The sequence below is a fragment of the Paenibacillus donghaensis genome (assembly GCF_002192415.1).
GTDB lineage: Bacteria > Bacillota > Bacilli > Paenibacillales > Paenibacillaceae > Paenibacillus_AQ > Paenibacillus_AQ donghaensis.
In genome coordinates this window covers 1,778,912-1,801,618 of record NZ_CP021780.1, presented here as the reverse complement: position 1 = coordinate 1,801,618, position 22,707 = coordinate 1,778,912, and the positions used below count along the sequence as shown (strand labels likewise).

21 protein-coding genes, 1 other RNA gene and 1 pseudogene are annotated in these 22,707 nt (G+C 50.7%); 10 read left to right on the top strand and 13 right to left on the bottom strand.

Features of this window, described 5'->3' with window-relative positions:
• Positions 1-4: 4 nt before the first annotated feature.
• Entirely contained in the window at positions 5-481 is a 477-nt protein-coding gene (locus tag B9T62_RS07470) for a M67 family metallopeptidase (RefSeq protein ID WP_169834345.1), read from the top strand.
• Here B9T62_RS07470 and B9T62_RS07465 read toward each other — a convergent pair.
• The 3 genes from B9T62_RS07465 to B9T62_RS07455 are packed head-to-tail and all read right to left on the bottom strand — an operon-like array spanning position 463 to position 3,712.
• Positions 463-1,212 (bottom strand): exonuclease domain-containing protein, encoded by a 750-nt coding sequence (locus tag B9T62_RS07465; protein WP_087914681.1) that lies wholly within the window; start codon positions 1,210-1,212, stop codon positions 463-465. The two genes, B9T62_RS07470 and B9T62_RS07465, sit on opposite strands and share 19 nt — an antisense overlap.
• Entirely contained in the window at positions 1,209-2,279 is a 1,071-nt protein-coding gene (locus tag B9T62_RS07460) for a DUF294 nucleotidyltransferase-like domain-containing protein (protein ID WP_087920177.1), read from the bottom strand. The genes B9T62_RS07465 and B9T62_RS07460 overlap by 4 nt, the downstream gene beginning before the upstream one ends.
• Before the next feature lie 41 nt (positions 2,280-2,320).
• A complete protein-coding gene (locus B9T62_RS07455; RefSeq protein ID WP_087914680.1) occupies positions 2,321-3,712 on the bottom strand; it encodes an ammonium transporter in 1,392 nt (463 codons plus the stop codon).
• 620 nt (positions 3,713-4,332) lie between these two features.
• On the opposite strand from B9T62_RS07455, the gene B9T62_RS07450 reads away from it, so the two are divergent.
• On the top strand, positions 4,333-4,767 hold the full coding sequence (locus tag B9T62_RS07450; protein ID WP_087914679.1) for a MerR family transcriptional regulator: 435 nt from the start codon (positions 4,333-4,335) through the stop codon (positions 4,765-4,767).
• 33 nt (positions 4,768-4,800) lie between these two features.
• Positions 4,801-5,469, top strand: a complete 669-nt coding sequence (locus B9T62_RS07445) for a zinc metallopeptidase (protein WP_087914678.1) — start codon at positions 4,801-4,803, stop codon at positions 5,467-5,469.
• 34 nt (positions 5,470-5,503) lie between these two features.
• On the opposite strand, the gene gltC is transcribed toward B9T62_RS07445, so the two are convergent.
• Complete coding sequence (gltC, locus tag B9T62_RS07440) at positions 5,504-6,418, bottom strand: glutamate biosynthesis transcriptional regulator GltC (RefSeq protein WP_087914677.1); 915 nt, start codon at positions 6,416-6,418, stop codon at positions 5,504-5,506.
• Positions 6,419-6,423: 5 nt separating this feature from the next.
• Positions 6,424-7,056, bottom strand: a complete 633-nt coding sequence (locus tag B9T62_RS07435; protein ID WP_087920176.1) for a rhomboid family intramembrane serine protease — start codon at positions 7,054-7,056, stop codon at positions 6,424-6,426.
• A gap of 112 nt (positions 7,057-7,168) precedes the next feature.
• Between B9T62_RS07435 and tpx the strand changes: the two genes are divergently transcribed.
• Positions 7,169-7,687 (top strand): thiol peroxidase, encoded by a 519-nt coding sequence (tpx, locus tag B9T62_RS07430; RefSeq protein ID WP_087914676.1) that lies wholly within the window; start codon positions 7,169-7,171, stop codon positions 7,685-7,687.
• A gap of 156 nt (positions 7,688-7,843) precedes the next feature.
• Here tpx and B9T62_RS07425 read toward each other — a convergent pair whose 3' ends face one another.
• The 3 genes from B9T62_RS07425 to B9T62_RS07415 form a co-directional block, all read right to left on the bottom strand.
• On the bottom strand, positions 7,844-8,233 hold the full coding sequence (locus B9T62_RS07425; protein WP_087914675.1) for a DUF1499 domain-containing protein: 390 nt from the start codon (positions 8,231-8,233) through the stop codon (positions 7,844-7,846).
• Positions 8,234-8,393: 160 nt separating this feature from the next.
• Positions 8,394-8,585: non-coding RNA, 6S RNA (gene ssrS / locus B9T62_RS07420), on the bottom strand.
• An 84-nt stretch (positions 8,586-8,669) separates the two neighbouring features.
• Complete coding sequence (locus B9T62_RS07415; protein WP_087914674.1) at positions 8,670-9,476, bottom strand: YesL family protein; 807 nt, start codon at positions 9,474-9,476, stop codon at positions 8,670-8,672.
• 176 nt (positions 9,477-9,652) lie between these two features.
• On the opposite strand from B9T62_RS07415, the gene B9T62_RS07410 reads away from it, so the two are divergent.
• Positions 9,653-9,748 (top strand): dihydroorotate dehydrogenase, encoded by a 96-nt coding sequence (locus B9T62_RS07410; protein WP_087914673.1) that lies wholly within the window; start codon positions 9,653-9,655, stop codon positions 9,746-9,748.
• Between the two features lie 108 nt (positions 9,749-9,856).
• Here B9T62_RS07410 and cshA read toward each other — a convergent pair whose 3' ends face one another.
• The gene (cshA, locus tag B9T62_RS07405) at positions 9,857-11,524 is read right to left on the bottom strand and encodes a degradosome RNA helicase CshA (protein WP_087914672.1); all 1,668 of its coding nucleotides are present in this window, start codon (positions 11,522-11,524) and stop codon (positions 9,857-9,859) included.
• Between the two features lie 335 nt (positions 11,525-11,859).
• Between cshA and B9T62_RS07400 the strand changes: the two genes are divergently transcribed.
• The 4 genes and pseudogenes from B9T62_RS07400 (at position 11,860) to B9T62_RS07385 (ending at position 16,011) form a co-directional block, all read left to right on the top strand.
• On the top strand, positions 11,860-12,681 hold the full coding sequence (locus tag B9T62_RS07400) for a YitT family protein (RefSeq protein ID WP_087914671.1): 822 nt from the start codon (positions 11,860-11,862) through the stop codon (positions 12,679-12,681).
• 172 nt (positions 12,682-12,853) lie between these two features.
• On the top strand, positions 12,854-13,042 hold the full coding sequence (locus B9T62_RS07395) for a hypothetical protein (protein WP_087920175.1): 189 nt from the start codon (positions 12,854-12,856) through the stop codon (positions 13,040-13,042).
• 237 nt (positions 13,043-13,279) lie between these two features.
• Positions 13,280-14,509, top strand: a complete 1,230-nt coding sequence (locus tag B9T62_RS07390; protein ID WP_087914670.1) for a putative glycoside hydrolase — start codon at positions 13,280-13,282, stop codon at positions 14,507-14,509.
• 132 nt (positions 14,510-14,641) lie between these two features.
• Positions 14,642-16,011 (top strand): annotated as a pseudogene (locus tag B9T62_RS07385) (MATE family efflux transporter).
• A gap of 75 nt (positions 16,012-16,086) precedes the next feature.
• On the opposite strand, the gene B9T62_RS07380 reads toward B9T62_RS07385, so the two are convergent.
• The 4 genes from B9T62_RS07380 to B9T62_RS07365 form a co-directional block, all read right to left on the bottom strand.
• Entirely contained in the window at positions 16,087-16,347 is a 261-nt protein-coding gene (locus B9T62_RS07380) for a metal-sensitive transcriptional regulator (RefSeq protein WP_087914669.1), read from the bottom strand.
• 16 nt (positions 16,348-16,363) lie between these two features.
• The gene (locus B9T62_RS07375) at positions 16,364-18,850 is read right to left on the bottom strand and encodes a CoA-disulfide reductase (RefSeq protein WP_087914668.1); all 2,487 of its coding nucleotides are present in this window, start codon (positions 18,848-18,850) and stop codon (positions 16,364-16,366) included.
• A gap of 235 nt (positions 18,851-19,085) precedes the next feature.
• Positions 19,086-20,057, bottom strand: coding sequence for a 6-phosphofructokinase (pfkA, locus tag B9T62_RS07370; protein ID WP_087914667.1), 972 nt, complete (start codon positions 20,055-20,057; stop codon positions 19,086-19,088).
• Positions 20,058-20,125: 68 nt separating this feature from the next.
• A complete protein-coding gene (locus B9T62_RS07365) occupies positions 20,126-21,208 on the bottom strand; it encodes a tetraprenyl-beta-curcumene synthase family protein (RefSeq protein WP_087914666.1) in 1,083 nt (360 codons plus the stop codon).
• Positions 21,209-21,398: 190 nt separating this feature from the next.
• Here B9T62_RS07365 and B9T62_RS07360 point away from each other — a divergent pair, with 190 nt between their 5' ends.
• A complete protein-coding gene (locus B9T62_RS07360) occupies positions 21,399-22,628 on the top strand; it encodes an MFS transporter (RefSeq protein ID WP_087914665.1) in 1,230 nt (409 codons plus the stop codon).
• Positions 22,629-22,707 lie beyond the last annotated feature (79 nt).

Genomic DNA, 22,707 nt, shown 5'->3' with positions numbered 1-22,707 from the left:
ACAAATGGCAGCATTCCAGGGAATCATCCAGCCGATATGGCTGAAGCCTTCCGTACAGCAGGAACTGGGGAAGCACCTGCTGACCTGTTACCCGCATGAAGCATGCGGTATACTGCTGGGTGCTGCCGCAGCGGGAGGCATGTACATCGACACTTACGTGCCGATGCACAACGTTGCGCCGGACCCGCTGCATGCATTTGTTCCCGATCCGCGTGAATGGGTGAAGGCTCTGTACCGGAATCCCGCTCCAGTCGGCCTGTTTCACTCACACCCGTCTGCTGAACCCCGGCCTTCCGCCGCCGATCTAAGCGGACTGGCTTCGCTCGGCCCCTCGTTTGATGTGTATCTGATTGGTTCTCCGAACAGCTCAGAAGACAGTCCGCTGCGGCTAAACGGCTACTACATCGTCAGGGAACAGGCTGCAGCGGGCCGCGAACGCAGCAGCCTGCGTGAAGCGCCGATTTACGCTCTGCTTAAGTAAGCGTACAGGTCTCCCAGCGTCTCCACCTGTGGGCGCAGGGAGATTTCATTAAGATAAGCTACCCATAGCTTAGCTGTCATCTTGGCATCCTCCAAGGCATGATGACGGCCCTGAATGGGAATTTCATGCACGGCCAGCAGCTCATCAAGCGTATAATTGCTCCGCTGCGGCTCCAGCCAGCGCGCCAGCATCATCGTATCAAGCACCCTGTGCGTCAGTTGGACCTTGGAGGTCTTCCAGAGGGCCGCGTTGAGGAAGGATTTGTCATGAGCACTTGCATGCGCCACCAGTACACGATGGCCTACAAAGGACATGAAATTATGAAGGCCGTCGATCAGGGTGGGGGCCTGTGAAGTCATATCCTGGGAAATCCCGGTCAGCTTCGTAATATCCTCAGGAATCGCGGTCTGGCAATTCACCAAGGTATAGAAGCATTCCTCTTCCTTAATCTCTTGTCCCACTACCTTGATCGCCCCAAAAGACATGATTTCATCACCATGCTGATGGGAGAATCCAGTCGTCTCCAGATCAAAGATGACGGTCTCCAGTTCAGAGAGAGGGGTATGCAGCACCTCGGGACGCCGTTTCTCGCGCATCAGGGAGCGGATAAATGCCATTTGCTGCGCAGTTTGCTGTGCGGTCTCCCCACCCCGGATGGAGGCGATTGCCGATGGCATTCCGCCTTGTCTGAGGTTGTTCCAGAATCCCCCGCCTTTGTTCGGCTCCTTCATGATTGTCTCCTTTCCGCTGACCGGAGCTGCCGCTGCAGAGCGCGGTGCAGGCGCCTGACAAGCAGCAGACTTTCACGCAGCTCGGACATCAGCCGCTTGTTCTTCAGATCCTTCTCAGACACATAATCACTGCTGGACAGCAGTCCATCCTGCATCACATAAGGGGTATTGACTCTCAGGCGCAGTGCTGTCAGGAAAGCCCGCCTGATCTCCTCCACATGCTGATATTTATGAAGCTTATCCAGTATATCCAACCTGTTCAGGGTAGAGCTGGCTCTGATATCATGCAGCAAGCACAGATGCCTCACGATATTGACCAATGGAATGTACACCCCATATTTGACGTCGAAACCTCCAGCATAATCTCCAAACCGTTCCGTAAGTACCTGTCCCAGCAGATTCAGTGTCGCCTTATGACGGACCGTATTTCGCAGTACAGCATTCGAAAGTCCGCTGTTCTCGGCAAATCCGGCATAGAAGGCCTCCTTCCAGTGCGCAGACAAGCCTTCATCTCCTGCCACATGGCGCATATCCGAAGCAATAATCAGATAGCGGACCGGCTCCCATTCCAGCTGCTCTTTCCAGGCTGCCAGCTGAGCTGTCCATTCAGGTAGTGTCTTACGCCATAATGGCTCCGAGCACATCACCTTCCCGTCGCATTTCTCATACCCTGCTGCTTCCAGCACATCGGACAATCTTGCGCCAAAAGCTTGAAAATACCGGTTCTTGCCCTCATCCGGTTCTCCCTCTACAATCAGGCCGTTATCCTGATCACTCCAGAGTGTGGCTTCCTCTCTGCCGGCGCTGCCGAATACAATAAAGGAATAGGCGCAGGGAGGCGGGCCATAGCCCGCCTCTTTCATCTGCGCCTCACATAAGGTTACCGCCGTTTGCGCAATCCGGTCATGCATGGCATTTACACGGGGCATCCATTCCTCTATAGGGATAACGTTTAGTTGTTCCAGGAGTACCGCCTGACAGGCTGTGCGCCTGTCTTTCAGCTCCCGCGGCGAACCGGCCGTTACGATGGACTTATAACTATGATCTGTATTCCATTCTGCCTCCATCCCAGCCACACGGTCCGCCTCCCTAATTAGTAGTGACGTTATTATTTGTTAAGGGATTTGGATTCGGAGTCAGCGATCAATTTCATCTGCTCAGGGTACCCATAAGTACCATGCTCACTGATATCCAGCCCCATCAATTCTTCCTCTTCAGTAACACGCAGGCCGATAACCATCTTCATAACGTAGAGGATGATGAAGGACAATACAGCTACGAAGATAAATGTTCCAACTACACCGAGAATCTGTACACCCAACTGGTGGAAGCCACCGCCGTATAACAATCCGGCTTTACCAACGCCAACGATTTCAACAAGCTCAGGCGTTGCGAACAAACCTGTGGAAACCGCGCCCCACATACCGGCAATACCGTGTACAGAGAAGGCATAGATCGGATCATCCAGTCCAGCGCGTTCCAGCCACTGGGAAGTCATGAAGGTGAAGGCTCCGGCAATGAATCCGATCAGGATCGCAGCCCAAGGCTCTACGAATGCGCAGGCACCGGTAATGGCTACCAGAGCTGCCAGCACACCGTTCAGCATAGCCGGAATATCCGACTTGCCGAAGTACAGCCAGGAGGCGATAAGTGCCGCAAGTCCACCCGCTGCAGCTGCAATGTTGGTAGTTACTGCAACATGGCCGAAGAATCCGCCCAAAGGGGACAACGCGCTGCCGGGGTTGAATCCGAACCAGCCGAACCAGAGAATGATAACACCCAGAACCGTAAATACCTGGTTGTGTCCGGGAATAATAACCGGCTTGCCTTCTTTATTAAACTTGCCAAGACGGGGTTTCAGTAGAATCGTAGCCACTACAGCCGCTGTTGCACCTGTAAGATGGACAACTGTCGAACCCGCATAATCCTGCATACCCAGCTCAGCCAACCAGCCGCCGCCCCATACCCAGTGAGCTACGACAGGGTAGATTACAATAGAGAACAAAATTCCGAAGATGATGTAGACGCTCAGTTTGGCGCGTTCCGCCATCCCCCCGGATACGATTGCCAGGGAAACCGCTGCAAAAGCCATTTGGAACAGGAATTTAACATTCAGCGTAACACCCGAGAATGCAAGTGATTCGAAGGAAGCTGCTGCGGTGTCGCCACCATACAGGAATCCTTCAGTACCGAAGAAGTTGTTGCCGTTTCCGAAACCAAGTCCGAAACCTACGGCCCAGAAGCACAAGCTTGCAATGGCCAGTGTCAATACGGTCTTGCCGGCTACGTGGCCCGCGTTCTTCATCCGAACCGAACCAGCTTCCAGCATTGCGAAGCCTGCTTGCATAAAGAATACAAGGATAAATGCTAAGAAAGTAAATGCCGTATCCAGTCCGATCTGCAATTCAGGACTTGTTGGTCCCTCAGCGGCAAAGGCGCTGACCGGATAGGCCATCAGTGTTACCATGGCTAGCAACATCATTAACCATTTCTTTTTCATTGTTACCCCACTCCCCAGTGTTATATTTTCTAACAAAGCGTGAAACTCTTAATGTCATTATAATCAGAAGTCAGGTAAATTGACAAGAACATTTTTTGGAATGTTTTTATTTAAATTCTGAAGGCTCTTCAATTGTCCATTCCATAGAATTTTCAGGCCGTGATAGGACCTCATCCCCAGAATTCCCTTTCCCTTGTTGCCATTGATATGAGAACGTATTCATTGACAACCCTTCATTTTAGCGGCTTTATTGTATTTTTATTATAACCAACTAGTAAACATGCTGTCTTTGTAAAGATTTAGACATGACGATATAAACGGATAGCTTCCGGCTCACCCACTTAATCACCGCTATTTTTTCCACTCAATACATAACATGTTATGTAAAGTATTTGGATTGAAGCTTCACTTATTAACTTTCTTCAATAAAAACACACCACACGATGTGCACATGATCTCCTGCCGTTCGACATATACTTTATGTAAGTGTGACGTTTGACTGTACGGTTTGCGGTTTGATATCATTATATAGAGCACTTAAGTAAACACTATACGATCAACGGCAGTTCTATTAGCCACAGACTGCCGGATATCAGCTGCGAGGTGAGATGCATGGGGATATGAACCTGTACCGAATAGGCGAGCTGGCGAAGGTTGCCGGCATCAGTGAACGCACCATTGATTATTACACCAAACTGGGACTTATCGCTCCCGAATCCAGAAGCATAAAAAATTACCGGCTGTACAGCCATGAAACCTTAAGCGCATTAGAGCGTATTACCCAGTTAAAGCAAGAGAAATATTCATTGGAAGAAATCAAATCCATCATGAGCAAATGGAATGCCACTACGCCGGAAACCGACGTTTCCGACAAGCTGGTCGAGCTTGAGCTTCATATGCAGCGTCTGGAGCGCGAAGTAAAAGCTCTGGAGCCTGTAATCAGCAATCTTAAGCCCGGCCAGGCCAAGCGGGCATTATCCGCCCTGCTTCCACAGGGGATGGCATGCATGGAGGCGATTCGGATTCTTCTGCTCACGCAGGGACCGCCAATGTAACGCTTATTTACTACACAGTGGAGGAATGCACATATGATGTTCGTATTGGTAATCATCGCTTTTCTGTTCACATTATGGGCCCAGTTCCGGGTGAAGGGCACTTTCAATAAATGGGCCAAGGTCGAGAGCTCGAGCGGCATGACCGGATACGACGCCGCAAGACGTATGCTTGATGCCAACGGTCTTCATGATGTGCCCATTGAACCGGTCCGTGGCTCCCTGTCCGACCATTATGATCCGATTCACAGAGTAGTCCGTCTGTCGGAGCCTGTCTATTATGAACGTTCCATCTCGGCTATCTCTGTAGCCTGTCATGAAGTCGGCCATGCGATTCAGCACAAGGAACGTTATCCGATGCTGACGCTGCGCCACCGGATGTTCCCGGTTGTCAATTTCGCCTCCGGCGTAGCCCCGTTTATGCTGATGGCTGGTTTAATCTTCAACTATTTCAATCTTATCGGTCTGGGGATCATCTTCTTCTCCGCCGCAGTCGCTTTCCAACTGGTAACCTTGCCTGTAGAATTTAATGCAAGCAACCGTGCCCGTCAGATTATGGTGCAGCAAGGCTTTATCCACAATGAGGAGGGACGCGGAGTAGCCAAGGTTCTCAATGCCGCTGCATTAACTTATGTTGCTGCTGCACTCTACTCTCTCCTGGAGCTGCTGAGACTGGTCACCTTATTTCTCGGCAACCGCGACTAACTTCATACGATAACAGAACAATACCCCGGATTGGCTACGAGCCAACCGGGGTATTGTTCTGTTTTGCTTTGAAATAGGCAATCAGGAAGGTGCGGAACGAACGCGCCACCAGCGGCAGCTTGCCGTCTGTACGGTGGATCAGACCCACCGTCCGCGTCACCGACGGCTCGATCAGCCTGACCTGAGCTGGCTGGAGCGGATTGGTCTGAAAGAGCGCCATCTCCGGCAGCAGGCTTACGCCCATGCCTGCGGCAACCAACCCCCGGATTGTATCCGTCTCTCCGCCCTCGAAGGCAATTTGCGGCTGAAAGCCCGCCTGCAGGCAAGCCTGCCAGACAATCGGCCGCAGGGAATAACCTTGGCTGAACAGCACGAACTTCTCATCGCGAAGCTGCTCCAGCCGGATGCCCGGCTCATCCGCCAGCGGATGATTCTGCGGCAGAATCGCAAACAGATCCTCCGTCATCACAATATCCCCGGTGACCTGCTCATCATTCTCCGGAAAAGGAGAAATGAAGGCCAGATCCACCTCACCCGCAAGCACATCCTTGATCAGAGAAGGATAAGAGCCTTGCTTGAAGCGGAATTTCACATGGGGATAATGCTTGCGGAATTCTGCGACAATGGTTGGGATCAGATGCGTCCCCAGACTATGCGGGAACCCGATACGGATCTCTCCCCGCTCCGGGTCGAGGAATTCATGAACTTCGGCTACGGAGCGCTCCAGATCCTTCAGCACAGCCTCCACCCGTTTGCAGAAGAGCTGGCCCACCGGAGTGAGCTGCAGATTGCGCCCCTTTTGCATAAAAAGATCTACCCCCATCTCTTGCTCCAGCTGATGGATCTGGCGGCTGACCGCAGACTGAGCCACATGCAGCTCCTCTGCCGCTCGGGTCACATGCTCCTTCTGGGCCACCTTTACGAAATATTGCAACTGTCTCAGTTCCAAGTCTGTCAACGCCCCTGTCTTCGGCTACTTTTAAATATCCGTATAATTAACCCATAGAGGAAGAAGCCGGCAGCCAGCCCTCCCAGATGCGCAAGCCAATTCACTTTCGCTGCGGCGAAGGAGGTAATTATACCTATGACCAGCAGCCCGTAAAGCGTCTTACGCGAGCTCTCGTCCATCATTGCACGTTGCAGCAGGGCAATATACATAAACGCGCCATATACGGCGTAGATTGCGCCTGAGGCGCCAACGGATACCGTGGCAGTGTTGGGAGCCGGAGTGCCCAGAGCTATAAAGAGCACATTGGCCAGAATGCCTCCACCCAGATACAGGATCGCGTATCTCCACCAGCCCAGCAACCGCTCCAGCGGCGGCGCAAACACCAGCAGAGAAAAGCTGTTGAAGAATAAGTGATTAAATCCATTGTGAAGGAATACAGAAGCCAGATAACGCCAAGCCTCTTCTTTTTCCGGACCAACATCCACCACTGCACCATACTTTACAAGCGTGTAGAGGTTCGTAGACCCGCCATCCAGCGACACTATGATGAACATGACTATATTTGCCAGAAGCAGCAGACTGGTCACCGGATAATATCTCAGATAGCTTTTCCAATTCTCATAACGTATGAAGATCATATCATCCATCCTTTGATGTAATTTGCCCGGCTCGACATTGCACTCCTAAAACGATTATAATTTATTGTGGCAGCAACAATCCAATATTCATATCTGAGGAGGAAACAACGACATGACACAAGAACGAACTGGCGTAGCGACTTTCAAGGGCAACCCGATTACACTCGTGGGACCCAAGCTGGCCGCAGGTGATGCCGCACCGGATTTCACTCTGAACAAGAATTTGCTTGAAGAAGTGTCACTCCAGGATTATGCCGGCAAAATAAAACTGATCAGCGTTGTCCCTTCCCTCGATACCGGGGTATGCGATGCACAGACACGCAGATTCAACAGCGAAGCAGCCGGTCTGGGCGAGGAAGTTGTGATTCTCACCATCAGCATGGATTTGCCTTTTGCCCAGGCACGCTGGTGTGGCGCTGCCGGAATCGACAGTGTAATTACCCTATCCGACTATAAGAACGCCTCTTTCGGAACAGCCTACGGGGTCCTGATTAAGGAATTCCGCCTGGATATGCGTTCGATTTTTGTAGTGGACAAGCATGACAAGCTGGCCTATGTAGAATACTTAAGCGAAATGGCTGAGCATCCTGATTACGAGGCAGCCATTGCAGCAGTGAAGAACCTTCTGTAAGGTAACATGAACTTTCTTATATTTTGAAAAAAAGCGGTAGAAGGTCATCCTTCTTCCGCTTTTGTTTATGATAAATTCAACAAGGTTCTCCTGAGCTACCACATCGGAGGAAACGCATACAATCCTTAAACAGTAGCGTAAGCAATTTCTCCGGAATCAGTCTGCCTTGTATTTCCCCAGCTTCTTGTCGAGCGAATCGTATAAACGCTGAATGACGCGGTAATTAGCCCCCAAGTCACCAAGCGAACCTCTGGAAGCAGAGTACAGATCGACGGCACAGCGCACCGGCGTGGTGTTCAGCACTGAGACGGTAATGTCTAGCGTACGGCCAAAAGCCGTTCTTTTCTCCAAGGTAATCTCCCCGACCGACTGCACCTCATGCAGCACCTTGAAGCCGGGAATTTTCTTGAGTGTTGCCGATACTTCCTCCCACGCCTTGTCTCTGGAAAGATTGTAATAACGTGTCTTTAATGCCGGATCTTTTGCACGGTCGCTCGTTCCATCATGACTGCGAAATAAGCCAACCAAGGTTCTTTTCAACGACAAAATTCTTCCCCCTCTACAAATCCCAAGTTCATTATTCTAAGTGTAACACTCTTACCCGCGGAACAAAAGAGTATAGCTCACTAAATCTGTCCCTTTCAGCAATGAAAAAGGCATCTTGTTCCCGAATTCACGGAGAACAGAATGCCTCGAGTTGAAGAATGGAAAACCCGCCTATGCCGTCCGGCTGCAGTGTCTTCTGAACCTGCTAGAGCAGGTGGGTGACCGCAGGTTACGTTTTTGAATTCCCCAAGTCGTATAGACAGGGCTGTTCAGCCGCGCTCCATATAGATCTCCCGAGACAATGTCATTGGTTCAAAACAACGAGCAGTCGTAACGTACATCGCAGGATTTGTTATTATTATATTGCGTTTTAACGAAAAAGTAAACCTGTATGCGCTTTAATTTTACACTGAGTTAATTTTCCGTCGTCTCTTGGCTAAATCCGTTTCATATCCTGTTCATCGGTGTCGTCCTCTAAACCGTCTTCCTTCTGAAGCGCAGCTTCTTCAGCCGCCTGCTCTTCCTGCAGACGTTTCTTCTCTACTTGCAGCTGCAGCTTATTGTAAGTCGCATAGAAATTAAAGAAGGCAAGCATCGCTATCAGTGTAGGGATGCAAATGAAATACAATGCCGGATATCTGAGGCCAATATAGGCCAGCAGGCCTGCCCCAAGCAGTGAAGAAAATACACGAATCGGGCGCGCTATGGTCAGCAGAATGGAATTCGTCACCACTTCTTTGAAGGTCATCTGATAGTGAACGATGATGGAGAAGAAATTAAACATCGACACAAACAAAATAATCATCAGCACCAGCATCAGAATACCTACAATTCTGAAATTGGCCATTTGAGTCATGTAGACCGTCACATCGACGTACATAACGACAAACAGCAGCGTGTAGATCACTCCACCCAGCATGCTTTTGAGATAATTCTCTTTATACCCCTGAAAAAAAGTGCGGAACGTGCTTAAATCGGTATTGCCCATCACCCATTTGCGCACAACCGTAAACAACGCGGCTGTAGCCGGAAAAACGGTAAACGGTGCCAGAATGCCCATTGCCCAGTTCAACGTAATCTGCTCATTGGGGCCCCCCTGGTTTGAAGCCACCATAATGATCTTCATCACTGCCATAAACAAAAACGGAACCGAACAAAGCGCCCACAAAATATTGCTGAAAGCGATCCTTGAAATCCACTCCGTGATGCGGTATAAACCGCCCATTGCTCCCTTAAACTCCAATTCCCTTCCTCCTGTCTGTCTCGCGCATACTGCGTATCTTAACTATACTTTATTGACCCGTTCTTTTCCAGCGCCCAAGTTTGAGAGTTTTGGGTCATTGTCTATGCAGACTTCTCCGTTTAACCATATATTAGCTACGTAACCACTTCAATCACCATTTCAAAGGAGGTTATCCTATGTCCGCACCTGTTTACTGCAACGTCTGGACTTCCACCGGGACCATTCTTGTGCTCTTTATTCTGCTCGTGATCATTACACGTACTTTCGTCTAATCCAACCCTTCTGCAACCACATAGCACGTAAAAAGACGAGATTCCGATTGACGGAATCTCGTCTTCTTTGATTGCAAGGCCCCTCAGCGAAGGGCCATGCCCTACATTCTAGATATCGTAGTCTTCACGTTTAGCTGGACGTGTGCTGGTGCTGCTGCTTGGACGTGCAGCGGGCTTGCGGTCAGCACTGCCACCGGTAGATGCGCTATCACGGTTGCCTTTGTAGCCACCGCCATAGCCGCCACTTCCGCTCCCACCGCCGTAATTCGAGCTGTAGCCGCCACGGCTTCCGCCGCCGGTGCTGCTGTCACGATTGCCTTTGTAGCCGCCGCCAGTGCTGCTATCGCGGTTGCCCTTGTAGCCGCCGGAGCTGCCGGAACCACTGCGATTGGCGCCATAGCTGCCGCTAGGCTTGCGTCCGCTGCGAATATCGTTCTTGCCGCCGCGGCGCTTTGCACGGATTGGATCTTCCGGAGTCAATTCGATCTGGGAATCTTTCTTGTCGCCGGTAAGCAACTTCATCGCTGCGGAGAGCAGCTGCACGGAGTCGTATTGCTCCAGCAATTGAATAGCCATACCTTTGTATTCGTTCAATTCATCACTTTCAACCATGCCAAGCACACGTTCTGCAGTGATGCGTTGCTTGCCTTCAATAGCTTCCGCCATGGTTGGCAGCGGTTTGCGGGTAATCTTGGAACGGGTAACCCGTTCAATCAGGTGCATATGATCGATTTCGCGCGGAGTCACGAAAGACCAGGCTGTACCTTCCTTGCCAGCGCGGCCGGTACGGCCGATACGGTGAACATAACTCTCTGGATCCTGCGGAAGGTCAAAGTTGATTACATGGGTGACACCCGAAACGTCCAAACCACGTGCTGCAACGTCAGTGGCAACCAGCACATCAATGCTGCCATCGCGGAACTTGCGCATAACCGCATCACGCTGATTCTGGGACAGGTCACCATGCAGGCCATCAGCTGAATAGCCGCGCTTCTGCAGAGCTTCAGCCAATTCATCTACCCGGCGCTTGGTGCGGCCAAAGACGATCGCCAGATCAGGGGACTCCATATCAATCAGACGGCTGAGCGCTTCAAACTTCTGACGTTCAGGAACTTCCACATAAGCCTGATCGATCAACGGTGCACTGATTTGCTTAGGAATAACCGATACATGCTGAGGGTTCTTCAGGAATTGCTGTGCCAGACGCTGAATGTTCGAAGGCATGGTTGCCGAGAACAGCATGGTTTGACGTTCTTCCGGAACCAGCTTCAGGATGGAAGTGATATCTTCCATGAAGCCCATGTCCAGCATTTCATCCGCTTCATCCAGAACAACGGTCTGTACATCATCCAGACGGATGGTCTTGCGGTTGATGTGGTCAAGCAGACGTCCAGGGGTACCAATGATAATCTGCGGTTTCTTCTTCAAACCGCGGATCTGGCGGCCAATATCCTGTCCACCGTAGATAGCGAGTGAACGAAGGCCTTTGAAGCGGGCCAGCTTGCCGATTTCTTCAGCTACCTGAATAGCAAGCTCACGGGTTGGGGTCATGATTAGTGCAAGGATCTTCTCGTCCTCACGGTCAATCTTGGAGATGAGGGGAATACCAAAAGCGGCAGTTTTGCCTGTACCTGTCTGTGCCTGGCCAATAAGGTCCGATCCGGCCAGTGCGAAAGGCAAGGATTGCTCCTGGATGGGTGTTGCTTCCTCAAATCCCAGTTCTAAAATCGCCTGCAACACCTTAGGCTCCAAACCAAATTCTGCGAATGTTTTCAAATTATTCGTGCTCCTTTTATACAGTGGACTTTCCACATGCTTGTCTGTATTCTTAAGTAGCGGTAAACACATTTATAGGCTGTCCAATCATTCAGGATTCTCTGCATGGTTTAGCGCGTATTTGGACCGGTAAAATGTCCTATTCTCAGGCACGTTCAACTGTGCCCAAGCAATTGTAGCTTTACATTCCAAAGCAATGCAAAAGTACCATTGTAACGATCTACTCAAGAATATCCTATACATTATATCACAAACCTAAAGAGGAATACCAGTGTATTCCTTTCTTTCATTACTTACATTAAACATCTAACATTACAACCCAGGGGTGAATTTGCTTGTTCAGACAATTTTGGAAATATCTCGTGGTCATTTTGGGTTCAGTAATGATTGCGAGCGGCTTTAATCTTTTTCTCATCCCGCATCGGCTGCTTAGCGGCGGGGTATCGGGGGTGTCCATGTTAGTGGGCTACTTCACCCCCCTTAGTATTAGTTTGCTCTACCTGCTGTTCAACATTCCGCTGCTTGTGGCAGGATGGTTCCAGCTAGGACGGAGATTCATTATTTTGAGCATGCTGTCCGTTGCAGCCACAACGTGGATGATGACGCTGGTCCCTGTGCCGGCGGTGTCCACGGATATGCTGCTGGCAGCGGTATTCGGCGGCGTGCTGGTTGGAATTGGCAGCGGCATATCCTTCCGGGTTGGCGGATCCTCGGGCGGCTTCGATATTATCGGCTCCATTATCACACGATACCGCGATTTCCCGGTCGGCACAGTGCTCGTTGCCCTAAACGGGCTCGTTATCCTTGCGGCCGCTTATTTCGACGACAACTGGAATCTGGCGCTAGCCTCCATGATTTCCATTTATGTGAGCGGCAAGGTAGTCGATATGATCCATATCAGCCACATTAAGGTTACTGTATATATTGTAACTAACCAAACCGACATCCTTTTGGAGAAGTTGCTAGGCCTTCAGCGTGGAATCACAAAAATAAAAACCGAAGGCGCTTATTCTCATGTTGAAAGGGACATGTTAATGACAGTAACCACCCGCTACGAGCTTGCCGAGCTGAGGCGGATCATCAAAACAAGCGATCCGCAAGCGTTTGTTAATATAGTGGAAACGGTCGGTGTGATGGGATCTTTCCGCAAAAGATGATTCATGAAAAAATGCACTTGCCTAAAAATTATGATATATTAGAATCACGCAGACCCTTAACAATTTCATAAAGATTAGCATTACCCCTCTTTTTTCCAGGATATTTCGCTTTCTGATGATCTCTGAATTCTATTCAGCACATTTGAAAAAGGAAAGGGTGATTTTTGTGGAAATGGAAACGGTAAAACTGTCAGCAATCGTCATGAGGTGGTATCCTGATATGATGCCGTTTCTCAAGCAGGACGAACTGAATTTTGTAATCGTTCTGCGTGACGGGTTAAGTATTCTGGAACCGGCGGATGCGATGGATATCATCCATTACAGCATTTGCGAGCATCAGGATTCTGCGTATCTTCAATAAGCAAGTTGCCAGGTGCAAGACTTCAATAGTTGCCGCCAAGGATTCGGTCATACGCCGAATCCGGGCGGCATTTACTTTTTCATAATCCGTTTTAAATCCATGCATCCCGTTTATAAACAACAAGAGCGGTTTTTTATGCGGCCCATTTTAAGGCGAGATTATTACAGATCTGTCTTTTATGGAAGCAGCCGTCCCTGTATAATTTAAGGGAATGTACATAAAGGGAGAGAATAAAAAATGAACATCACCTGGGCACTACTAATGATGACCTTGGGGGGCGTCGGCGTACAGCCAAACCATCATGATGCGGATATGAACACAGCCATTCAATCCGCACTCAAACCACCCGTCATTGCACAACACAGCAACAATTCGGGAGGCAACGGCGCCTCAGCATCACCTGTTCCGGGCGCGACTGCGGCTCCGGGAACAGCAGCACCTGACAGCGCCATCCACACGGACCCACAACCGGATGCGCCCAAGGTTAAGGGTATTTATGTCACTGCCTACAGTGCGGGCGGCGCACGGATGGAACAGCTGCTTGACCTGCTGGACAAGTCGGAGCTCAACTCGATGGTTATTGACATCAAAGACGACACCGGCTACATCACCTATAAGACGGAGAATACCGAACTACAGAAGCTCGGCAAACCTCAACCGTTCATCGGAGACATCAACAAGCTGATGGAGCGGCTCAAGAAACATGAGGTATATCCAATTGCACGCATTGTAGTGTTCAAGGATTCCATTCTTGCCCAAAAAAATCCCGAAATGTCCTTTGTGAACAAGGACGGCTCAGTTTGGGCCAACAAGGGCGGAGACAGCTTCGTGAATCCATATAATGAAGACGTCTGGAAATACAACGTCGCTATTGCCAAGGAAGCGGCCAGGCTGGGCTTCAAGGAAATCCAGTTCGACTATGTCCGTTTCCCTGAAGGGTTTGAGAAACGTGCGGAAACCCTGAAATACACCAAAAGTGACAGACCAAGGGTCGAAATTATCGCCGACTTCGTCAAATATGCCAAAGCAGAGCTTGAACCTCTCGGTGTGCGCATCTCCGTTGATATCTTCGGCTATGCCGCTTCCGTTCCTGCGGCTGAAGGCATCGGACAGGATTTCGTGAAGATCTCCAAGAACGTCGACGTTATTAGTCCAATGGTTTATCCGAGTCATTACTCCACTGGCTGGTTTGATGTGAAGGAGCCGGATCTTGATCCTTATGCCACAATCAAAGGCTCCATGGTCGATACGCACAAGAAGCTTGGCCCGCTCGGCAGTTATAAACCGGTTATCCGCCCTTGGATTCAGGACTTCACAGCCAGTTGGCTGGGCAGTGGCCATTATATCAAATACGGCAAGAAGCAGGTTGAAGAACAGATCCGTGCACTGAAGGATCAGAATGTGGATGAATACCTGCTCTGGAACGCCAACAACCGTTATACCTCCGGTGTGGATTACGAGAAGTAAGGTCTCTAGCCCTTATCCTTTATAAAGCAAGCCTGACGTAAGCATCAAGGCCCGGCTGACTGCCGGGTCTTTTGCTGAGTCGGAGTCTCAACTATACATAATTAGAATTCCATAGATAAGAGGGACATTTACATGATTCAGACATTTACCTTCAAGCAAAAAATGATTCAATTTCTGCAGATTCTTTTTCCGATTCTGGTGACTCAAATCTCCTTGTCCGCCATCACCTTCTTCGATACCAACATGTCCGGCAAATTCGGCACAGCCGATCTGGCCGGAGTAGCCATTGGCACCAGCCTCTGGATTCCGGTACAGACGGGACTCAGCGGTATACTGATGGGGATTACTCCTATCGTCTCACAGCTGCTGGGCAGCAAAAAAAACAAGGAGGTCGCCTACCAGGTCACTCAAGGGATATGGCTCTCTCTGCTGGTGTCACTGCTGGTGCTGCTGGCCGGCTTCGCCGCCCTTAAACCGATCCTTAACTTTATGGACCTGGAGCCTGCGGTCAGAGACATCGCCTTCCGTTTTCTGTGCGCCATCGCTTTCGGCATTGTGCCGCTCTTCGGGTATACTGTACTTCGCAGCTGTATTGACGCGCTCGGCCAGACCCGAATCTCCATGCTGATCACCCTGATGGCTCTACCTGTGAACGTTGGGCTGAACTACCTGCTGATCTTCGGAAACTTCGGGTTCCCTCGTATGGGAGGTGTTGGCGCAGGTATAGCTTCGGCAATCACCTATTGGGTAATCTTTGCTATTGCCCTCGTGTTTGTCTACCGCGCCGAGCCGTTCAAAGGACTGCAGCTATTCCGCAACTATTATGCCATTTCGCTGCGCAGCTTCAAGGAGCTGCTGACTATCGGTCTGCCGATCGGATTCTCGATCTTCTTCGAAAGGCCGTCTTCTCAGCCGTCACGCTGCTGATGAGCAGCTTCGATACAATGACCATCGCGGCGCACCAGGCTGCGCTCAACTTCGCCTCAACACTGTATATGATTCCGCTCAGCATCTGCATAAGTCTGACTATTCTGGTAGGCTACGAAACCGGATCAGGCCGGCAAAAGGATGCACGAACCTACGGCATCATGGGAATCGGGCTGGCTGCCATTCTCTCGCTGGCCACTGCACTTGTGCTGCTGTTCGCCGGCAATCATGTGGCCGGATTGTATTCGGAAGAACCGGAAGTAATCGCACTGATTCAGCATTTCCTGATTTATGCTATCTTCTTCCAGATCTCCGATGCTATCGCCACCCCTACGCAAGGTGTGCTGCGCGGCTACAAGGACGTGAATCCGGCCTTTATTATCTGTTTTATAGCTTTCTGGGTTATAGGGCTGCCTACAGGTTATGTCCTGGCTACTTATACAGACCTGGGTGCATACGGGTACTGGATTGGCCTGATTACCGGCCTTGCCATTGGAGCCGTGCTGCTGATGGCCCGACTGATCAAGGTTCAGCGCAAATTCGCTGCCGCCGCACAAGCTCTACGGGAAGCATAGACATGGATAGTAATTTCAATTTATGAAAAAAGAGCAGCTGCGGGTGTACTTCGCAGCTGCTCTTTGGGTTATGGCTTAACGGCTCTTGACGAGCAGTTCTACCGCTTCACTGATCACCTGATGCGGAGAATTACCTTTCTCCATCTCCTCCTCTATGCAGTGTTCGAGATTGGCTCCGATGACAGTTCCCACCGTGCGGTCCACGGCAGTGCGGATGGCTGTGAGCTGAGTAACAATCTCGCGGCAATCCTTGCCCTCCTCAAGCATAGCCAGTACCCCTCGTACCTGCCCTTCAATCCGTTTCAGTCTGTTTTTGATCCCTTTGTCATACTCCACTTTTGTTCACCACCCTTTAGATAAACAGATTGACACCGGCATCTTCAGCAGCCCCCATATAACTGGCCACTCCGCCAAAATTGACTCCAGCTCTCAGCTCTTCCGCCTTAATGCCCATAATATCCATACTCATGGTGCAAGCAATCATCGTGACACCAGCCTGCTGTGCCGCAGACATCAGTTGCTCCAGTGACTCTACATTTTTGCGCTGCATCACGCGGCGGATCATCTTCGGCCCGATACCAGCCATATTCAGTTTGGAGAGCGGCAGCTGTTTCGTGCTGCGCGGCAGCATCAGGCCGAACATCCGGTCGATCCCTCTTTTCTTAATGCGAGGCCCCTCATCCTTGCGCAGAAGGTTAAGCCCCCAGAAGGTGAAGAACATGGTCACCTGCTTGCCCATCGCCGCCGCGCCGGAGGCGAGGATAAAAGAAGCAATGGCCTTGTCCAGATCTCCGCTGAACACAATAAGAGTCGCCCCCTCTTTAACAGCAGACGGATGCGTGGAAATGGCTTGATCCCCACCTCCCTTACTGAGCACAGCCTGTACCTTGCCACCGGTGACATCCAGCGATTCCAGAACATTCCCAGTTTTCAGGCACCACTGTTCAATATCCATAGCGAAACCAAAATCGGTTGCGGAGATTTGAAGCCTGTCCCCCGTATCCATGCCTTGAACCGCTTCATATACTTTGAGTATAGGTCCCGGACACTGCAATCCGCAAGCATCCAGCACGATAAGACTGTGATCTGCCGATGGGACTGGTGAAGTCTCGACTGTATCCGGCGGCTGTTGTGATGATGCTGGCTGCTCTGGATGCAGACTCATTCTCCCGTTGCCGCCATTCTCTCGCTTCATTACTGCGTAGGTCTTGTAGCCTCCATCCAGATTCTTCACCTCATACCCTTTCTGAGTCAGCATACGGGCGGCGATATACCCTCTTAATCCGACCTGGCAGGATACTGCGATCTCATGCTGCTGTGGAATTTCACTCAGCCGAGTTCTCAGCTCGGCAAGCGGAATATGGAGCGAACCGGGGATGAAGCCGGCCTGCCGCTCGATTGCGTCTCTGACATCAATCAGAACGCCGCCATTCTCCACGAATGCATCCACCTCATGCCACTGTATGGTGCGTACGCTGCCGTCTATTACATTAGAGGCTACATACCCTGCCATATTAACCGGGTCCTTGGCAGAGGAATAGGGAGGTGCATAGGCCAATTCCAGATCAGCAAGCTCCTGAACGCTCAGACCAGCCCGAATGGCGGTTGCGAGTACGTCAATTCTTTTGTCCACTCCATCGGGTCCAACAGCCTGAGCCCCATAAATGGTGCCGTTCTGCGGATGAAACAACAGCTTGATCGAGATCGGCGCACCTCCAGGATAATAACCCGCATGTGAATTGGGATGAATATGAATGACTTCATAGGGAACTCCCAGCCGGACCAGCGTCTTCTCATTGTTGCCTGTGGCGGCCGAAGTCAGCCCGAACGTCTTAATGATCGCTGTCCCGAGCGCTCCATCATAACTAACCTCCCTGCCATTGATGTGATCGGCTGCCAGCCGCCCCTGACGGTTAGCCCCCCAGGCCAGGGATACCATCGTGGCGAAACCCTGAATCCGGTCCTTCACCTCAATGGCGTCTCCCACCGCATAAATGCTGGGATCACTGGTCTGCAGGGCTTCGTTCACCCGGATCGCTCCCCGGAAGCCCAGTTCAAGTCCGCTGTCGCGGGCTAGTTCATTCTCAGGAATGACACCTATAGCCATGATAATCAGGTCTGTTCTAATCGTTTCGCCAGATGATAAATCGAGCAGCTTCCCCTTGCCTCTGCATGCCTTCACATCTTCATTTAGTCTAATCTTCACGCCATGCTGCTTCATATGCTGCTCCACGGGCTTAGCCATTTCCGGGTCCAGCGGACCCAGCAGCTGTGAACCGCGGTCAATGATCGTGACAGCCATTCCGCGCTCGCGCAGATTCTCAGCCATCTCAAGCCCAATGAAACCTGCACCTATAACCGTCGCATGTTCTGGATTTTGATCATCCACGTAAGCCTTGATCTTATCGGTATCGGGAATATTCCTTAATGTAAACAGGTTGTCCGCTTCTGCAAGACCCCGTATATCGGGCATAACAGGTCTGGCACCGGGAGACAGGATCAGAATATCGTATGACTGCCGGCCTTCTTCCCCGTTTAATGTATTACGGAACTTGACCTGCTTAAGCTCGCGATTGATCTCTGTAACCTCCATAAATACTCTCACATCAATATTGAATCGATCCCTTATCCCCTTCGGGGTCTGTACAAACAGCTTCTCCCTAGAATCAATGGCTCCGCCAATATAATATGGCAAACCACAGTTGGCAAAAGACACATGCTCCCCGCGCTCAAACATAATAATCTCATCATCTTCATTCAGTCTGCGCAATCTTGCGGCGGCGGAAGCCCCTCCGGCTACACCGCCAATTATAACCACTTTCCTGCTTTTTCTGCTCATATTAACTCCTCCTTATACCCCATAGGGTATATAATATACGGGTGGGGGTATATTGTCAATGCAGTTTTCCCCCTGGAGCCATAGACTGCACCGTCTCTGCAAGAAATAGAAGGATCTTTTATAGCGTGCATCCTGCAATACTTATATTTCAACCAAAAACAAGCCCCTGCTGCTGCTGCAGGGGCTTGTTAGAAGTAAATATTAGAATTTCTATAGAAGAAATATGATCTGTGCTCTATTGTGACAAGCGGGAAGCCAGCTCGTACAGATTCAGATCAAAATCCTTCTTGGTCTTCACAACGATATCAATATCGGTCAAGGTCAGCTCACCCTTGATGATTCCACAGGCTTTGTCCGATTCGCCTTCGATCAGCTTGCGGACTGCGAAGTCACCCAACCGGCTGGCCAGGTTGCGGTCGCCCGGAGTCGGTGTTCCACCGCGCTGAATATGTCCAAGCACTGTTACCCGCGCATCCAGGGAAGCATGGCGGTCTTTGAGTGCCTGTGCCACATCTTCGCCCTTGCCTACGCCTTCAGCAACAATTACAATACTGTGGCGTTTGCCTCTGGCAAAATTATCGCGCATGCGGTCAGCCACTTCATTCAGATCATAAGGCATTTCCGGTACCAGAATGGTCTCCGCACCGGAAGCCAGTCCAGCATGCAGAGCGATATCGCCGCAGTGACGTCCCATAACTTCCACGATGGAAGAACGTTCATGGGAAGACATAGTGTCACGCAGCTTGTTGATTGCGTCAACCACCACGCCCACTGCCGTATCGAAGCCAATGGTGTAGTCGGTGAAGGAAATATCGTTGTCGATGGTTCCAGGCAGTGCCATCGTATTGATACCCAGTTTGCTGAGTTTATTGGCACCTTTATAGGATCCGTCTCCACCGATAACCACAAGACCGTCGATACCCATCTCGTTCAGAATGTCCGCACCCTTTTGCTGACCTTCGGGCTTCAGGAACTCCAGACAGCGCGCGGACTGCAGAATGGTGCCTCCGCGCTGAATGATATCGCCTACACTGCGCAGATCCATCGGGAAGATGTCGCGGTTCAGCAGACCCTGATATCCGCGTTGAATTCCATAGACCTCAATGCCGTAGAAAAGCGCGCTGCGAACAACTGCCCGAACGGCAGCGTTCATCCCCTGCGAGTCTCCTCCACTTGTCAATACTGCGATTTTTTTAACTTTTGTCATACGGCTTGTTCCTCCTTAAGATTGTGCGAAAGCTTCACCCTCATTCAGTATGAAGCTTCACAGCATTGCTAGTACAAATGCTTGCGTATCCAGCGGCTGTTGGCGAAGAAGAACAGTCTGGTAAGCGGACTTCCCCTCATTAAGCGTTTAGATACGGAGCGAACCTCCCGCTGTTCGCTGACTTTCGGATCGGATAAATAAAGTGCCAGCAGGCCTTCAATGACCATTACGTGCATCGAATTCTCAGGTAGCTTCCTGACATCTGCACGCGCTCCCTCAACGATGGAAGCTATCCGGTTCAGCATAATTTCAGTGCTGTCATAATAATTGCAGAAATTGAGATCTCCACCGGCCCGGTCCTCGTCCTGATCAATCAGGTAATCCAGCATGATGTGCAGCCCGCATACATTCGGGAAATAGGCAGCACGAATCGAAGCTGCAGAAGCTTCGCTCAGCCCGGGATCGCAGGAAGACAGGAACAGCATAAACACACCCAGCGTAGAGCCGGTGGCCGCTGCGAATTCATTCCAGAGCAGCTGTGGAGCACGATGTCCTTCTTGCTCCCACCATTCCTTCAGAGTAGATTCCCTGAGTTCGGGGCGGATATGCTTGTACACCTGCAAGTCTGTGTACAGCACAGCGAGCTGATGGATCTCGGGTGCAGCGGCCGCATATCCAGGCAGCTGTCTAATCATCTCCTGGCATGTGCGGACCAGCTTGTTCAAATATCCGCCGTCATTCTGCTCACTGCGAAGCGCATAATAATTAACAGGCTCGGCATCCGGATGAATGGCATCCAGCATGGATTGATGCAGCAGCCGGAAATCGGCGGGATCAAGCGAGGTGCTGCGGTCACACAGGTTGTCGAGATAATCACTGATCGTCTGGTAAGCAACAATAAGCGGAATAAGTATATGTCTCATCGATAGATTGCCAGCAGCATAAATACCGCCGCCTTCGCAGTGAAACTGTTTCGTTTCAATGCTGGCAAGCGCTTGCTTCCGGAGCTCGGGATCGGGAATCCCTTGTGCATCTTGGCGCCAGAGGTTAAGCGATGACCTAACTTCGGGCAGCACGTACTTGTAGACCCTGCTCATCAGTCCAATCGGACCGCGCGGGCTTAGGTTACGGCCTTGCTCTAATTCACTCAATGACGGTGCCTCCACATTGTTGTCTCCTTATCCAAATCATCATTATTATAATATGATCGGCGTATTTGTACAAACAACAAAATCACTTTCGCAAAATCATGAAAGATTCTGAAATCCGTTCGCGTCACAGCCCACAGGCCTGTTTTTATGATATACTGACCGTATTTGAAATTTGGAGGAGTGCAATGTAATGCTTTCACAGCGGACCGGCGGCCTGTACAGTGATCAGAACTGGCTGCGTTCCTTTATGTTCACCATCTACGGCACCAGTGTGCTGGTAGTCTCTTATTTCCCTTTATTCTACACTCATCTGGGCTTCAGCAGCTCACAGGTGGGCTATTTGTATTCCCTGGGGCCGCTTATCTCCATACTGTCCAATCTGTTCTGGAGCATGATCAGCGACAGGCTGGGCACCATCCGTAAGATTATGGTCATTCTGCTGGCAGGTGAGCTGGTAACGGCCTTGCTGCTGGCCAGGGCCACTGAATTTTCCACAGTTATGCTTATCTTGTCCTTATTCTATTTCTTCTATTATCCGGTATTTCCGCTGGCAGATACGATGGCCATCAAAATAGCCGAACGTCATGGGCGCAACTTCATCGCCATTCGTGTATTTGGTTCACTGGGTTATGCATTTTTTGCGTTGACTGTTGGGTATGCCCTGCGGGCATTGGGTCCTTCATGGAGTATGACTGTATGTATCATTATCGTCATCGCTGCGCTGGTAATAACCCTAGGTCTGAAGGATGTCAAGAGAACCCCGGTTGAACCAGAGAACGCTGACTCCCCGCCGGCCCCTAAGATCAGTCTGAAGTCCATCCTGCTGCAAAAAGAGGTGCTCTGGTTCTTCAGCTGCGTGTTTGTGCTGGCGCTTGGCCACCGGATGAATGAAGCTTTTCTCACCATCAGCCTGAAGCAGCTGGGTGCTGGCGAGGAAGTGATCGGCTGGGCTCTGCTTGCTTCTGCAATAAGCGAGATTCCGGTGCTGTTTGCGCTCAGCAAGTATGGAGAACGGTTCAAGGAGCTTCCGCTGCTGGCTTTTGCCAGCCTGATGTATGCCGTCCGTTTCCTGCTGATGTCCACTGCCGATCACCCGGGTTCGGTTATTGCCATCCAGGCGTTGCACAGTCTTTCATTTGGAGTGTATTTCGTAACGGCTGTCCGTTACATCACACGGATTATACCGGATCAGCTGCGGGCGACCGGGCTTGCCATCTTCACCGTGGTATGGTCCAGTGCTGCCGGACTGCTAAGCGGAACCTTCGGCGGCATGCTTTATCAGGATGCAGGGCGTTTCGTCTTTTATATAGTAGCAATGGCTTTTTCGTTGCTGGCCTTCGCCGGTTTCCTTGGCAAACATCTGAACGATCTGAGAAACAGCGCTATGCTCGGGACGATCCCGGCTTCTCTGGACAAATAAGATGAAGAGTGTTTTGGAAAAAGAGGTCCGTTCCCCGCTGTTGCGGCAAGTAACGGGCCTCTTCTTTCGTTGCTGCTTC